This window comes from Psychrobacter sp. ANT_H56B (genome assembly GCF_008369245.1).
In the GTDB taxonomy this organism is placed as follows: domain Bacteria; phylum Pseudomonadota; class Gammaproteobacteria; order Pseudomonadales; family Moraxellaceae; genus Psychrobacter; species Psychrobacter cryohalolentis.
This window is the reverse complement of sequence record NZ_VOBF01000006.1, coordinates 74,593-88,948: the sequence shown is the minus strand read 5'-3', so window position 1 is coordinate 88,948 and position 14,356 is coordinate 74,593. Positions and strand designations below refer to the sequence as shown.

Sequence of the window (14,356 nt, the reverse complement as noted above, 5' to 3'; positions counted from 1 at the left end):
CACAGGTATCCGTATGACCGAAACAACCGCGCTCGCCTCATCCACAGCGTCTTCGCAACCATCTTCACAAGCATCTTCACAGGTATTGTCGCTTGACCTTATCATCACCTGCGCCGATGGGTTAGAAGCACCGCTACAGACTGAGCTGACCAGTTTTGGTATTGCAAGTGAGATAAAGAGTACCGGTCGCCTTGCTGTTACGGGTACCTTGCGTGATTTATATAAGATCTGTCTTTGGTCGCGCGTGGCATCGCGCGTATTAATGCTGATTAAACGCAAAAATATCAATGCCGAATATGATGTGGCTGAGCAGCTGTATGGTTTGGCGAAATCGGTCAATTGGACAGAGCAATTTAGCTTAGAGCAAACCTTTGCGATTCGTCTGTCTGTTGATAAACGTGTGGCTGTCAGCCAACAGTTTGCCATGCTACGTATTAAAGATGCGATTGCGGATACCTTTAACGAAGTGTATGAGAGCCGCCCTAACGTCGATAGTAAAAACCCAGACTTTTCTGTTTTTGCGACCGTCAATGATAAGCAAGCTGAGTTATATCTAGATTTGTCAGGTACCAGCTTGCATCGCCGTGGCTATCGCGTTGCAATGACAGAAGCACCACTAAAAGAAAACTTAGCAGCGGCGCTACTTTATAGTGCAGGCTGGCATAAGAAAAACGAAGCAGGTGATGCGCCTTTTTATAATGCGCTAATCGACCCGATGTGTGGCTCTGGTACCTTTATCATTGAAGCGCTACTCATGCACTGCGATTATGCAGTCGGTATCGATAAAGCCGCCAATCAGTTTGGTTTTTACGAGTGGCAGCATCATGACGCGGCACTATGGCAAGAAATGATTGATGATGCACAGACCCGTTTCCGTGCAGCCTTAGAGATTGCTAATGAGCAGCCAGATACATTACCGCTTATCTTTGGATTTGATGCCGATAATGGTGCTATCATTGCCACAGAAAAGAATCTGATTGCTGCTGGTTTACAAGACCTGTTACCGCTACTCGATATCGAAACGCGCGCCCTTGATCAGCTAAGCACGCTATTAAAACCTTTGGCTGCTGATGGTCGTTTGAGCAATCCTTTGATTATCACCAACCCACCTTATGGTGAGCGTCTGGGTGATGAAGAAATGATTAAGCCGTTATATCAATCGATTGGGCTTATCCTACAAGACAGCTTTGCCGGTAGTGGTATTGACCCGATGCTTGGCATATTGGCATCTCACGTTGAGCAAGTCGATATTTTGCCGATTAGAGAACCAAAAACATTGCGATGTCATAATGGCGCTATTACTGTGTATTTCCGCTATGGCACCTTGATTGCTGGTCAGACAGGGAATCTCGTTAGCCGCTTTGAGAAACGTGAAATTGAGGTTGAAGACGGTCAAGATTTTATCAATCGTTTGCAAAAAAACCTGACCCGACTAAAGAAGTTGGCTAAAAAAGACAACGTGAGTAATATCCGTGTCTACAATGCTGACCTGCCTGATTTCAAAGTGGCAATCGACTTATATGGCGACTATGCCCATGTCCAAGAGTACGCGCCGCCGAAGACTATTCCACCAGAAACTGCCAAAAAACGTTTTAATTTGGCATTAATGGGTATTCGTGAAGTATTCGGTATTAACCGCGAACAAATCTTTATTAAAACCCGTGCTCGTCAATCCGGTAATGATCAATATAGCAAACAAGGCAATACCGAAAAGCGTGGCAAGTTTTATATTGCCCGCGAAGATGGTGCTTATCTTTATGTCAATTTCACCGATTACCTCGATACAGGTCTATTTATTGACCATCGCAATATGCGTGCGCGTATCAAAGAGAACAGTCGAAATAAATCGGTATTGAACTTATTTGCTTATACTTGTACGGCGAGTGTGCATGCGGCATTGGCGGGCGCTAAAAAAGTCACCAGCGTTGATTTATCACAGAACTATCTGGATTGGGGCAAACAAAACTTTGCTTTAAATGGCTTGAATGTCAGTGGTAATAAATATCAATTCGTTGCTGCCGATATTTTTGAGTGGATCAAAGACAACACGGAACAATTCGATATTATCTTTATTGATCCGCCGACCTTTTCAAACTCTAAAAAGTTTCAAGGTACCTTTGATGTCCAGCGTGACCATGCTGCACTAATTAACCGCGCGATGAACCGCTTAACGGCAGATGGCATCTTATACTTCTCTAATAACTTTACTCGTTTTGAGTTGGATGAGCAGCTGACTGAGCGTTATGACATCATCGACATTACCCAAAAAACCATTGGTTTTGATTTTGATATCAAAAAACCGATTCATCAAAGCTTTGAGATTCGTCATCGTCAGAGTCTATAACAAACACTAAATCTTAGCTTTGACGCCTAACTGGCTATAAAACATAACAATGACCCAATCAGCTTTGATTGGGTCATTTTTTGTTGGTATGATAGAGAGCTACTAGTGATCGTTTTATCTTTATTGAATCCCATTATCGCTGGTATAGCGTATCTAATTCAAAAGCGACACAGCACTATTTTGAACTGACGGTCTCAAAATAGTTATTACTTTTACCGTTGTAAACGTGCAGTCCACCCTACTCCAATAAATAACAAGGACCATTCCATGGCATTATCTCTAAATAAAGGCGGTAATTTATCGCTAACCAAAACGGATCCAAACTTAACTAAGCTGCTTATTGGTCTTGGTTGGGATGAGCGCGCAACCTCTGGTGCCGAATTCGATCTTGATGCAAGCGTATTCTTATTAAATGCCGCTGGCAAAGTACGCGGCGACCATGACTTTATCTTTTATAACCAACTCAAGTCTGACAATGGTGCAGTAGAGCATACTGGTGATAACCGTACAGGCGAAGGCGACGGTGATGACGAAGTCGTCAAAGTTAACCTAACGCAAGTACCTGCTGATGTCGAAAAAATCGTTGTTACAGTCACTATTCATGATGCAGCGGCTCGTAGCCAAAACTTCGGTCAAGTTGCTAATGCCTTTATTCGCGTTGTGAATGAAGAAACGGGTGCTGAAGTGGTCCGTTTTGATTTAGCAGAAGACTACTCTGTTGAGACAGCAATGGTATTTGGAGAAGTCTATCGCCACAATGCAGAATGGAAATTCCGCGCCGTTGGTCAAGGTTACTCTGGTGGCTTACAAGCGATGTGCCAGCAATATGGTGTCGTTATTTAAACTACTATCTAAATCGATATTTAGCCCGTGCTAAAACCATCCATTAGATGATAAGTAGGTGCAAAACCTAAAGCCATTATGACTCACTATTGGCTGTAAAATATGGTTGCAAAATAATCACAATCTTTGATAGCCAAATGACTGATAATACTTTATATTTTATTAAAAATCACACATGGAGAAGTGGCTAGCGATAGCCACTTTTTTTATGCTGCGTCTATAATAGACAACCTTAGCTTTACGCAACCAGACAGGATGTGTCATGAGACATTTTTATTTAGACTTCATCTTCACAGCTATCGCATTGATGGTAGCTGCATGGTGGGGATATTCACATGGCGGTATGGGCGGTTTGATAACTACCCTTTCTATTACTGCTATTTTGGCCGTCATGGAGATTTCATTATCCTTTGATAATGCGGTGGTCAACGCCTCAGTCCTTAAAGGCTGGGACGAGTTTTGGAAAAAGATATTTTTAACCGTTGGTATTTTAATTGCTGTATTCGGTATGCGCTTGGTATTCCCAATTGTCATCGTTGCGGTTACCGCAGATCTTGGCATGATGCAAGTGATAGATTTGGCATTGAATGATCCTAAAGAATACTCGGCAAGACTGATGGCACACCATGCTGAAATCTCAGCCTTTGGTGGTATCTTCTTACTATTGGTGTTCTTGAACTTTATCTTTGATGATAAAGAAGTGCACTGGTTTGATTGGCTCGAGAGCCGCTTGGCAAAACTGGGTAAAGTGGATGCCATGAGCGTGTTTGTCGCTCTAATTGTCCTGATGTTTGCCGTATCTTGGGCAAGTGCGGAACAAGCTTCTGCCGTACTGATTGCGGGTGTTTGGGGTATCTTGGTCTATCTTGGCGTCCAAGTTATCTCTGGTATGCTCGAGGGTGACCTTGAAGAAGACTTAGAAAATGAAGAAAAGGGTTCAGGCGCTGCAGCGACCAGCGCGATTATGAAGGGCGGTATTATCGGTTTCTTATACTTAGAAGTCCTTGATGCTTCATTCAGTTTTGATGGTGTGATTGGCGCATTTGCGATTACCAATGACGTTATCGTCATTATGTTAGGTCTTGCGATTGGTGCGATGTTTGTGCGTTCGATGACTATTTTCTTGGTAGACAAAGGCACACTTGATGAGTTCATCTATCTAGAGCATGGTGCACATTATGCCATTGGTGCTTTGGCAATTATTATGCTGCTATCAGTGAAATTCCATGTACCAGAGATTATTACGGGTTTGATTGGCATTGCCTTTATCGGTTGGGCATTGCTTGCTTCACTTAAACATCGCAAGCAACAAGCAAAGGCGATTACTTAGTGTTTATATAACAGGGTGTATAGACAACATAACGTAAAAATATTTTTTCTTAAAGCGTTATTAATGACAGGTTATATCAAGCGATTGGTATGACCTGTTTTTTATACCTTTTTTACTTTATGAGTAATTCATATCATAAGGTTTTGTTTCATTGCTAGGTTCGATATTGCAACCTTAGTACCAACTTCAATATCTAAAAAATTCATTTTTGATAACAATATCTTAACGATTGTTATCGGGACGGTTAGAAAGTATCAGATTTGCACAATTGCTATATCTGTTAGTAAACATAACATCAGCGCACAAAATACGCCTTGCTTAGTAAGCAAACGCTTAGTATAGTAAATCGTAATGATATGCAGGACATGACGTACAGATAGATTTTTTATAATGGCGTCTATATATCGACCACTGCACTATTTGAGTTCATTTTTTATCAATCAATCCACTTAATTATTAATCCAAAGGATATTTATATGGCTATTAGCTTAACAAAAGGCGGCAACGTAAACTTATCAAAAGAAGCGCCAGGTTTAACCAATATTACGGTCGGTCTAGGCTGGGATCCACGCGCCACTGACGGTCAAGAATTTGACTTAGATGCGATTGGCTTTTTGGTCAATGAAGCAGGTAAAGTACGTAACGATCAAGATTTTATCTTCTTTAACAACTTAAAGTCAGACAATGGCGCGGTTGAACATACAGGCGATAACCGTACTGGTGAAGGTGATGGCGATGATGAAAAAATCAAAATCAACCTTGCAAGCATTCCAGCTGACGTGAGCAAAGTTGCTATCTGTGCCATCATTTATGAAGGTCAAGCTCGTAACCAAAACTTCGGTCAAGTGGGCGACGCTTATATCCGTGTTTTGAACGACAATGGCGATGCTGAAATCGCTCGTTATGACCTATCAGAAGACGGTAGTACCGAAACAGCGATGATTTTTGGTGAGTTATATCGTCATAGCGGCGACTGGAAATTCCGCGCGGTTGGTCAAGGCTTTAGCGGTGGTCTTGGACCATTAGCGGCCTCTTATGGCGTCAACGTGTAATCGTCTAATTGACTTAATCGTGTCGCAAGCCAACTATCGTAAGTAACTATTTATTTACGAGCTACTTACGAGATCTATAAGCCATCAAGTGTGTTGTTTAAGACATTTGATGGCTTTAAATTTAAGTGGCTATGAATTTAAGTGGCTATGAATTTAAGTGGCTATGAATTTAAGTGGCTATGAATTTAATGTCTAAACGATATTGACAGAAGTTATTTGCTATATCCTCTACAGATGGACTCATGAAAATATTAGAACAAGGACTTTTGACCTATGGCTGCAACGTTTAGCTTAATTGGTACTATTGAACCTTTTTTACATTGTAATCTTAAAAAAGGCGACTCAATCTATTGCGAAGCCAACGCCATGGTGATGATGGAATCAAACCTTGAGCTAAAAGGTAAATTGCAAGGTGGACTGATGCAGTCATTGATGCGCCGTTTTGCTAACGATGAGTCACTTTTTCAACAGCAAATCGAAGCGGTAAACGGTGAAGGTGATTGCTTGCTGGCACCAACGCTCGATGGCGATATGCAAATCATTGATTGCGGCAAACATCAATATACCTTGAGCGATGGTGCTTTTGTCGCGGCGCAAATCGGTGTCGATATCAGAGCCAATATTCAACGTAATCTAGGTGGCGCAGTCTTTGGTGATACTGGCGGCTTTATGGTCATGCAGACGCAAGGACAAGGTCAGGTAGTGGTATCGGGTTTTGGTTCATTATTTGAAATTGATGTGACGCCAGATAAAGAAGTCATCATCGATAATGGTCATGTGGTCTGCTGGGATTCAACGCTTGATTATAAGCTCTCTGTATCGACCAGTAAGAAAAAAGGCATTATGAGCAATATTATCAATTCAGTCACCAGTGGCGAAGGAATGGTACTCAACTTTTCAGGCTCAGGCAAAGTTATTATTTGCTCACGCAATCGTGACAGCTATCAAGGATGGCTACAAAGCATCTTGGGCACCAGTTCAGGTGGTCGTGGCGGCAATAGCGGATTACTTGGCAATATTTTATAGCAATTTCTCATACAACTATTATAAGGATTATCACATGGCAGTTAGTTTACAAAAGGGTCAAAAAATCTCCCTAAGCAAAGAAGCGGGCGGCGAGCTTACTCAAGTAAAATTGGGTTTAGGCTGGGACGTTGCCCAAGGTCCACAAGATAAAAAAGGGGGATTCTTAGGTAAATTATTCGGTGGTGGTAGTGGCGGCGATTCTATAGATTTAGATGCATCATGCATTATGTTCGATAGCAACAAACAGCCAGTTGATGCCATTTGGTTTAGCCAATTAAAATCGAAAGACGGCAGTATCGTGCACACTGGTGATAACCGCACTGGTGACGGCGATGGTGATGATGAAGTAATCAATGTTGATTTATCAAAAGTTCCAGCTAACGTAGTATCCTTGGTATTTACCGTCAACAGCTTTACTGGTCAGACGTTTGAGACAGTAGAAAATGCGTTTTGCCGTATCGTCAATGCCAATAACAATACTGAAGTAGCACGCTATAATCTGTCCTCACAAGGTACGCATACGGCGATGATTATGGCAAAAGTTTATCGTCATAATAATGAGTGGAAGATGCATGCCATCGGTGAAACGGCGACTGGTCGCACTTTCCATGACTTAATGCCTGCTATCACCCCGCATGCTTAATATCCATAAGTGTCATTTTTGAAATGATATCTTATTATTAACAAGAATTATGCATAAAAATAAGCCCATCTAACAATAGATGGGCTTATTTTTTATATCTATCAAAGTATATAAATAAAGTCGTTACTTACTACCGCGTTTCCAGCTAAAGCCCCAATTAAAGGCTTTGTCCATCTCTTGATGTCCTTTAAAGTATTGGTTGATACGTTCAACGTTGATACTGCCTTGCTGATTGACCAGACGCGCAATAGCGCACATCGGTAAGTTACCTGTACCTTCTGTCAAACGCGTTTCAATCGGTGGCTGGTCGGGTACGTGAATAGTCACTACCCCATCAGTTTGCGCCCAATTTGGTGCGCCTTCGTAAATGAAAGCAAAGATAAATACCTCTTCAATCTGTGACCACTGTTGCCCATTAATATCGAGCCATTCACCGCCGCTTACCTGTCCTGTTCTGTCATCGGCACGCAATAGAACGTATGGCGCTGACTGTAGGCTACCAAAACGACTTCCCAACGCTTGAATAAGCGTTTTTTCACCATTTTTCAGATGAATCATCGCACCGACATCGAGATCAATTCCATCAGCTTTATGCTGCTTAAATAAATCGCCAAGCAGCCCTTTTTTGGGTGCTTGCTTGCTGACATCTGGACGTTGGTTCCAGTCTAGGTTGACCGATATTTTGCCAAAATCATCACGTTTCTTGAGATTGATACTAGATTGATTTTTGGTTAAAGTAATTTTACTTAGGTTGATTGAAGGATTGGTAGAGCCAGCAGGAATCGGCGGTGGCGTAGTTGTCTGAGGCGCACTACTAGCTTTTTGCGTATTGATTGGTCGCTGCGTATTAATAGGCTGAGCTTGCCCTTGTGACTGATTTTGTACAGGGCTTTGAGCTGGTGCTTCATCGGCAATCTCTACACCGAAATGCTCAGATAAAGGTTTTAAGCCACCTTCAAAACCTTGAGCGATAAAACGAAACTTCCAATTGCCCTGCCGACGATAACATTCCGCTAAGATGATAGCTTTTTCATTACGTCCAACAGCATTTAATTGGCAAGTTATCAACACTTGACTGCCTTGTAGTACTTGAATATCCACATCACCGACTTGAGCCAACGTCTGCGCACTAGAAAACGCTAACGCAATCTTTTCAATACTTGCTGGCTGCGCAGGTAGATTGATATCAAAAAATCCATCACTGTCATGACCGCGAAAGCTCACGCTACCATCATCGCTACGCGTCTGCCCATAAAATATCATATCGCCATCGCCGCGCACTTTACCTGCAGTCGTCAGGCGATATGCAGCGCAATCGATGGCGCTTTGGCTTAAAATACGAATGCTAATATTATCCGTTGGCAGCGGCGCGTTAGCACCTGCAATTAAAGCTTGAGGTTGACTCATCATTTATCCTTTACGTTATTTATTATTTACTTATATGAGTGATGTTAACTATCGCCATATAGTAGCATGGATGGTATTACAACCTTAATCAGAACCAGCAACTTATAAAATATGATAAAAAAAGCAAAAATCCTTGATGGTATTTAATTGGAAACATTTATAACATCTAGCATTTGTATATAATAGAGCCCGTTATGTATAAATGCCATGTCTGAAATTATTCGATCATATATTAAATTGCTAATCACTTTATGATGACGATATCAAGTGATCCACAACCCTATTATTTAAGAGAGTGCAAAGAGAATTATGGATAACCTTGTTAACAATAGTCATCATACAAAGTTAAGCGCTGCTTGGTTGGCTGAAGGTCAGTCAAGCCAGCGTGATATGTTAGCTAGCCTACAAACCCTAAAAGCTCAATCTAGCATGCCCTTTCATATCGTTGCCTCACATCGTCATAATAGACCTGAGATTTTTGAATTTGCCGATAGCGTTTACCGCGAGCCTTCTATTAGCACCGAAGATAGCGATGAACAAGCAATGCTTGAAGCCGCTGAGCCATTGATGCCACGTTGGCAATTTGTGTTAGAACAAGCTCAGAAAAACAACGTGAAAGTGTTACTCACTGGACGCAATGGCATTGATTATGAAGCTCATCGCGAAAAATTTGCAGCAGCAGGTATCCGTTTATTGACAGGTGCGACCAGCGTTGCAGCACTGGAATCCATCGATGATAAGTTTGCCTTTATGCAGCAGTGCCATGAGCATGATATCCCTGTCGCAGATGCATGGCGCTTTGATACTGTCGCAGAGCTTGAGACTTTACTTGCTAAACATGGTCATCAGCCATTATGTGTCAAACCAGTGACGGGTATTTTTGCCCAAGGATTTTGGCGCTTAGGTAAAGTTAAAGAGACGGGTAAAGAAGAAGGTGAGCAATACGACAGTTTCGAGCATCTATACTTTACCGAAGAGAAGAAAATCAATACCGCACAATTTATCAATGCTTATACCAACAGTCTTATGGTGCATGAGCGCCCGATTCCCATGTTGCTGATGCCTTATTTATCAGGACAAGAATACTCTATCGATGTCGTCTGTGAATACGGCGAAGTGTTGGCTGCTATTACTCGTTATAAAACGGGGAAAATTCAGCATATTGGTTATGAGCAATCAGTCATGGATGTGGTCATTCCACTGATAAAAACGTTCAGCTGTGATGGTATCGTTAGTGTCCAGACTAAAGCGGATGATAATGGTCATCATCGTGTGCTTGAGATTAATAGTCGCCCCTCTGGTGGTATTGATTACACCACTCATAGCGGTGTAGATATAACTCAAGTTGGTTTTGCTTATTGGCTCGGTTTAAGTAAGAAGCCGAAACTGGCAGATATCGCACAGCAAATTACACCGTGCCAAGTACGTTCTATTATGGTGAGTGTAAAGATTGAAGACGATGCTTCGGAAGTTTAAGCTTTTCATCTATCGAAATATTTTATAAGATTTTTAAATATGATTATTAATTCTATTTATGATTTTTTAGTATATGAGTTAAAAGCTTTCCCTAATGCTTATTTTGACATCGCGAGAAATCTTTCCCATAGTATTGAAACAAGTTCATCCATTATGAATGGACTATCAATCATATTTGGTTTTTTCATGATGTTTGGTGGTTTAGCATTGTTTATAGGTATAGCAATAATAATCTTGCCTTTATTGCTAGTGTTTGCCGCGATAGTAATCATGTCAGAGAACATTCAGCAAAGTGTTTTTCCTAAATATGAGATTGCGATAGATATTATTGCAATACCTATCTTGTTGGCTCTTACTTACTATTTTGGTCATACCTATCTAAGTCTTGTACTTGCACCAGCGTTTAATTTTGGCTTAAATATTATTCTAAGCTTGTTTTCTATACCTATGCAATACAGTAGTTAATATAAGATTATTTCAGTCTTTAGCATTATTATATATTAATCACTCATATCAACTACCTGACTCAAAAAATACAACAACAGCATAACACTTACAACTGCCGTATTAAGTTTATTCTAATGAATTATAAGAGTTAGGAAATAATTTTAAATCTATAAAAATCCGGAAGGAATATGAATGCCAAATAAGCAACACAACACGACCATCACCTTACCTCGCGGTACGCTTGATCTGACCTATCAGACCAACGCTGCTAGTGGTAACAACGACCGTAAAGAAAACAGCCATTATCAGCTAAATGACTTGCTTGATTTTGCTCAACGTATCAATCCAAAACGGGCGTTTTTGTTTGTTTCAAAAGTGTTAGGTCGTCATATTCCGGTGGCACCAAGCATCATGCGTGATGCCTTTACTGATTTGGCAAACTTAGTACCTGATGATTTGCCTGAGCCGATTTTGGTCATCGGTATGGCAGAGACGGCGGTTGGCTTATCTGCCGGTGTGCACCAAGCGCTACAAACGCGCTATCCACAAGCGTTGCTGCTGAATTCTACTCGTCATGCCCAGCATGATGACAACAGTAGCGATTCTTTATTGACCACTTTTAGCGAAGACCACAGTCATGCCAGTCAGCATCTGATTTATCAAAGTGCCGATAAAATGACGCAAGCGCAACTACTTGCCAGTAAAACGCTGATTATGGTTGATGATGAAGCATCAACAGGCAATACTTGCGTTAATGTCGTCACAGCATTACGTGAAGCTGGGTTGACCCAACTAGAGCAAGTGCATCTCACAACCTTGGTTGATTGGTCCCTAAGTCAGAATCAAAATGAGTCTGATGCTAACGCCGATGATACGATTGCCACCCGTCTGCCAAACATTGATTTTCACCGCCATCATTTACTATCTGGCGCTTGGAAATGGACTGATGCGCCCAACCCTGAGCCTATCATTATGCCATCGGTTGATACGACCGAAGCTGGTAGTCAACCTTTGGGCAATACCGGTAATTGGGGACGCTTTCCAACGCTAGATAGCACGAATGGCTTTGCTGATTATCTAGCAAGTTTCCAAACTGCATTTGCAATTTTTGATGGCCAAACCGCTTTTAATAACGCTCACTTGCCACAAAAAATATTGGTACTGGGCAGTAATGAATTTGTCTGGCTGCCGTTTTTGCTGGCGGAATGGCTTGAGACACAGACGAATTTAGATAACAGCAATAATACGGTGAATTTTAGCGCATTAACCCGCTCACCGATTGCACTTGGTAGCGGTATTGGCACGATATTAAGCTTTTGTGATAATTATGGCCTTGGTATGACCAATTTTGCCTATAACGTTGAGCCAAATGAGTGGGATTTGATTGTATTGTGTGTGGAAACGTCGTCTGATAGTGTGGATACCATGTGGAAAGGTTTGGATAATGTGTTGGTGGTGAATCCTAAATAGACGTGCATTTAACATGCATATTACGAGCTACTGATAATGGATTGTCATAGTCGTAATATGAACATCTTTAGAATATTTATTATATCTTTCTAAAACAAAGTTTACTCATACATGCCTGTGATTTTACGGAGGTTAAATACCTCATTAATAACAAAAAAGATGTCCATAGCATAAAAAAATTCATATTTGCGCTGTAGATACCTTGCACAACCTCATATTTACCTATATATTCGGTCTATTCATTTGCTTATTCAGTGTCAACATATCAACTATTAGAAGACCAAACACTTGAGACACACCATTCTGAGGTGTCTCAAATTCTGATAATTTGTCATGATCTGAAATAATTTGAATTGATAAATACTTTAAAAGGAATTAAAGGTTTATCGATTAGAGTTCGATATCAACGGCGTCTAATGTCGTTGTCGTGCTATCAATCGATAATTATCTAACGATTTATACAGGATGTAATCACAGTGCAAACTCCATTTTTCAAGCTCACCTTGTTAGCAGCCTTAACGCTAGGCGTCAGTGCCTGTAGCGGCGACAATAAAACTGCGGATAAAACGGCAGATGCCGGTAGCGATGCCAAAGCCGCCAAGACCTTAATTTACTGTTCAGAAGGTAGCCCTGCCGGCTTTGACCCTGCGCAATATACGGCAGGTACTGACTTTGATGCCAGTGCTTATCCTATTTTTAATGGTATCGTACAGTTTAAACGTGGCGAAACCGAAATCGAGCCAGGCTTAGCCGAAAGCTGGGAAATCAGCGAAGACGGTAAGACTTATACGCTCAATCTACGTAAAGGCGTCAAATTCGGCAAGACCGATTATTTCACCCCAACTCGTGACTTCAATGCTGATGACATTATCTTTACCATCGAACGTCTTACCGATACAGGTTTTGCTTTTAATAAAGACTATCCAGCTGAATTCCCATATTCAGTAGGCATGGGCTTACCTGATATCATCGATAAAGTAGAAAAAGTCGATGATTATACGGTCAAAATCACTCTGACTGAGACCAACGCGCCATTCCTACAAAACCTAGCAATGCCGTTCGCCTATGTGCATTCTGCAGAGTATGCTAAGCAGTTACAAGACGCTGGCAATGCCGCTGATCTAAATACCAAACCAGTCGGTACCGGACCTTTCGTCTTTACTTCGTATCAAAAAGATGCGCAGATTCGTTATACCAAAAATCCTGACTATTGGAACAAAGACAACATTCATATCGATAACCTCGTCTTCGTCATCACTAAAGACTCGGCGGTTCGCGCACAGAAGGTACAAGCAGGCGAATGTAATGTCTCCGCTTATGCCAACCCATCTGAAGTTGATTCTGCCAAAAAATCTGGCAAAGCAAACGTACTAGATGATGCTGGATTTAACGTTGGTTACTTAGGCTATAACACTGAAAAACCAGATCTAAAAGATGTCAATGTTCGCCGCGCTCTCGATATGGCAATCAATAAAGACGCCATCATCAATGCGGTATATCAAGGTTCTGGTATCAAAGCAAGCAACCCAATGCCACCAACGCAGTGGGGCTATAACGATGAGATCAAAGATGCGCCTTACGATATCGAAAAAGCCAAAGCCCTACTGGCTGAAGCAGGTGCTAAAGATTTAGAAATCGACTTATGGTACATGCCCGTTCAGCGCCCTTATAACCCTAATGCCAAGCTAATGGCTGAAATGATTCAATCAGATTGGGCTAAAATTGGTGTTAAAGCCAAGCTTGTGACTTATGAGTGGGGCGAGTACCTAAAGCGTGCGGGTAAAGGCGAGCCTGAAGCGATCCTAGCCGGTTGGACAGGCGATAATGGAGATCCTGATAACTGGTTAGGCGTTCTACTATCTTGTGATGCGGTTAACGGTAACAACTACTCGCGCTGGTGTAATAAAGACTTTGATAAGCTGGTCATGGATGCGCGTGCAAATACCAACCAAGATGAGCGTATTGCCAATTACAAGCAGGCTCAGGTTATCTTTAAAGACCAACTACCTTGGACGACAGTTGCTAACTCAGTCGTGACAGTATTAACGACCCCTAATGTAAAAGACTACAAAATTAGCCCACTCGGCTCCATTCGCTTTGATGGCGTTGATATTGAATAGCTGTATTAAATAGCCTTAGCTAATATCAGTGCTGCATTCGGTACTGGTATTAGATTCAATACCAGTACCTAACAAACCCTAGTGACGCCTTTTATTCTATAGTCATTGCTCTATATACGTTTGCGGCTGGTTCAGAGGTTCTGTTCCAGCCGTATTTGTCTGAGCCTGAGCTATAGCTAGTAAAAGCCACTTCTATAA

The 14,356-nt window shown here is 41.6% G+C and carries 11 protein-coding genes; 10 read left to right on the top strand and 1 reads right to left on the bottom strand.

Going from position 1 to position 14,356, the window contains the following annotated elements:
* The first annotated feature begins 13 nt into the window (after window positions 1–13).
* The 6 genes from rlmKL to FQ082_RS08645 all read left to right on the top strand — a co-directional run bounded on the left by rlmKL (window position 14) and on the right by FQ082_RS08645 (window position 7,238).
* Window positions 14–2,344, top strand: coding sequence for a bifunctional 23S rRNA (guanine(2069)-N(7))-methyltransferase RlmK/23S rRNA (guanine(2445)-N(2))-methyltransferase RlmL (rlmKL, locus tag FQ082_RS08670; RefSeq protein ID WP_149492797.1), 2,331 nt, complete (start codon window positions 14–16; stop codon window positions 2,342–2,344).
* A 267-nt stretch (window positions 2,345–2,611) separates the two neighbouring features.
* Window positions 2,612–3,187 (top strand): TerD family protein, encoded by a 576-nt coding sequence (locus FQ082_RS08665; RefSeq protein ID WP_149492796.1) that lies wholly within the window; start codon window positions 2,612–2,614, stop codon window positions 3,185–3,187.
* A 262-nt stretch (window positions 3,188–3,449) separates the two neighbouring features.
* On the top strand, window positions 3,450–4,517 hold the full coding sequence (locus tag FQ082_RS08660; protein ID WP_149492795.1) for a DUF475 domain-containing protein: 1,068 nt from the start codon (window positions 3,450–3,452) through the stop codon (window positions 4,515–4,517).
* 476 nt (window positions 4,518–4,993) lie between these two features.
* Window positions 4,994–5,569, top strand: coding sequence for a TerD family protein (locus FQ082_RS08655; RefSeq protein WP_020443059.1), 576 nt, complete (start codon window positions 4,994–4,996; stop codon window positions 5,567–5,569).
* Window positions 5,570–5,842: 273 nt separating this feature from the next.
* Window positions 5,843–6,595 (top strand): TIGR00266 family protein, encoded by a 753-nt coding sequence (locus FQ082_RS08650; RefSeq protein ID WP_149492794.1) that lies wholly within the window; start codon window positions 5,843–5,845, stop codon window positions 6,593–6,595.
* Between the two features lie 34 nt (window positions 6,596–6,629).
* Entirely contained in the window at window positions 6,630–7,238 is a 609-nt protein-coding gene (locus FQ082_RS08645) for a TerD family protein (RefSeq protein WP_011513115.1), read from the top strand.
* 123 nt (window positions 7,239–7,361) lie between these two features.
* On the opposite strand, the gene FQ082_RS08640 is transcribed toward FQ082_RS08645, so the two are convergent.
* Entirely contained in the window at window positions 7,362–8,645 is a 1,284-nt protein-coding gene (locus tag FQ082_RS08640) for a TerD family protein (RefSeq protein ID WP_149492793.1), read from the bottom strand.
* Window positions 8,646–8,954: 309 nt separating this feature from the next.
* Between FQ082_RS08640 and FQ082_RS08635 the strand changes: the two genes are divergently transcribed.
* From FQ082_RS08635 to FQ082_RS08620, 4 genes are all read left to right on the top strand, one after another.
* Entirely contained in the window at window positions 8,955–10,121 is a 1,167-nt protein-coding gene (locus tag FQ082_RS08635; RefSeq protein ID WP_149492792.1) for an ATP-grasp domain-containing protein, read from the top strand.
* Between the two features lie 39 nt (window positions 10,122–10,160).
* Complete coding sequence (locus FQ082_RS08630) at window positions 10,161–10,586, top strand: hypothetical protein (RefSeq protein WP_149492791.1); 426 nt, start codon at window positions 10,161–10,163, stop codon at window positions 10,584–10,586.
* 174 nt (window positions 10,587–10,760) lie between these two features.
* Window positions 10,761–12,038, top strand: coding sequence for a phosphoribosyltransferase domain-containing protein (locus FQ082_RS08625; RefSeq protein ID WP_149492790.1), 1,278 nt, complete (start codon window positions 10,761–10,763; stop codon window positions 12,036–12,038).
* 476 nt (window positions 12,039–12,514) lie between these two features.
* Window positions 12,515–14,158, top strand: coding sequence for an ABC transporter substrate-binding protein (locus FQ082_RS08620; protein ID WP_149492789.1), 1,644 nt, complete (start codon window positions 12,515–12,517; stop codon window positions 14,156–14,158).
* Window positions 14,159–14,356 lie beyond the last annotated feature (198 nt).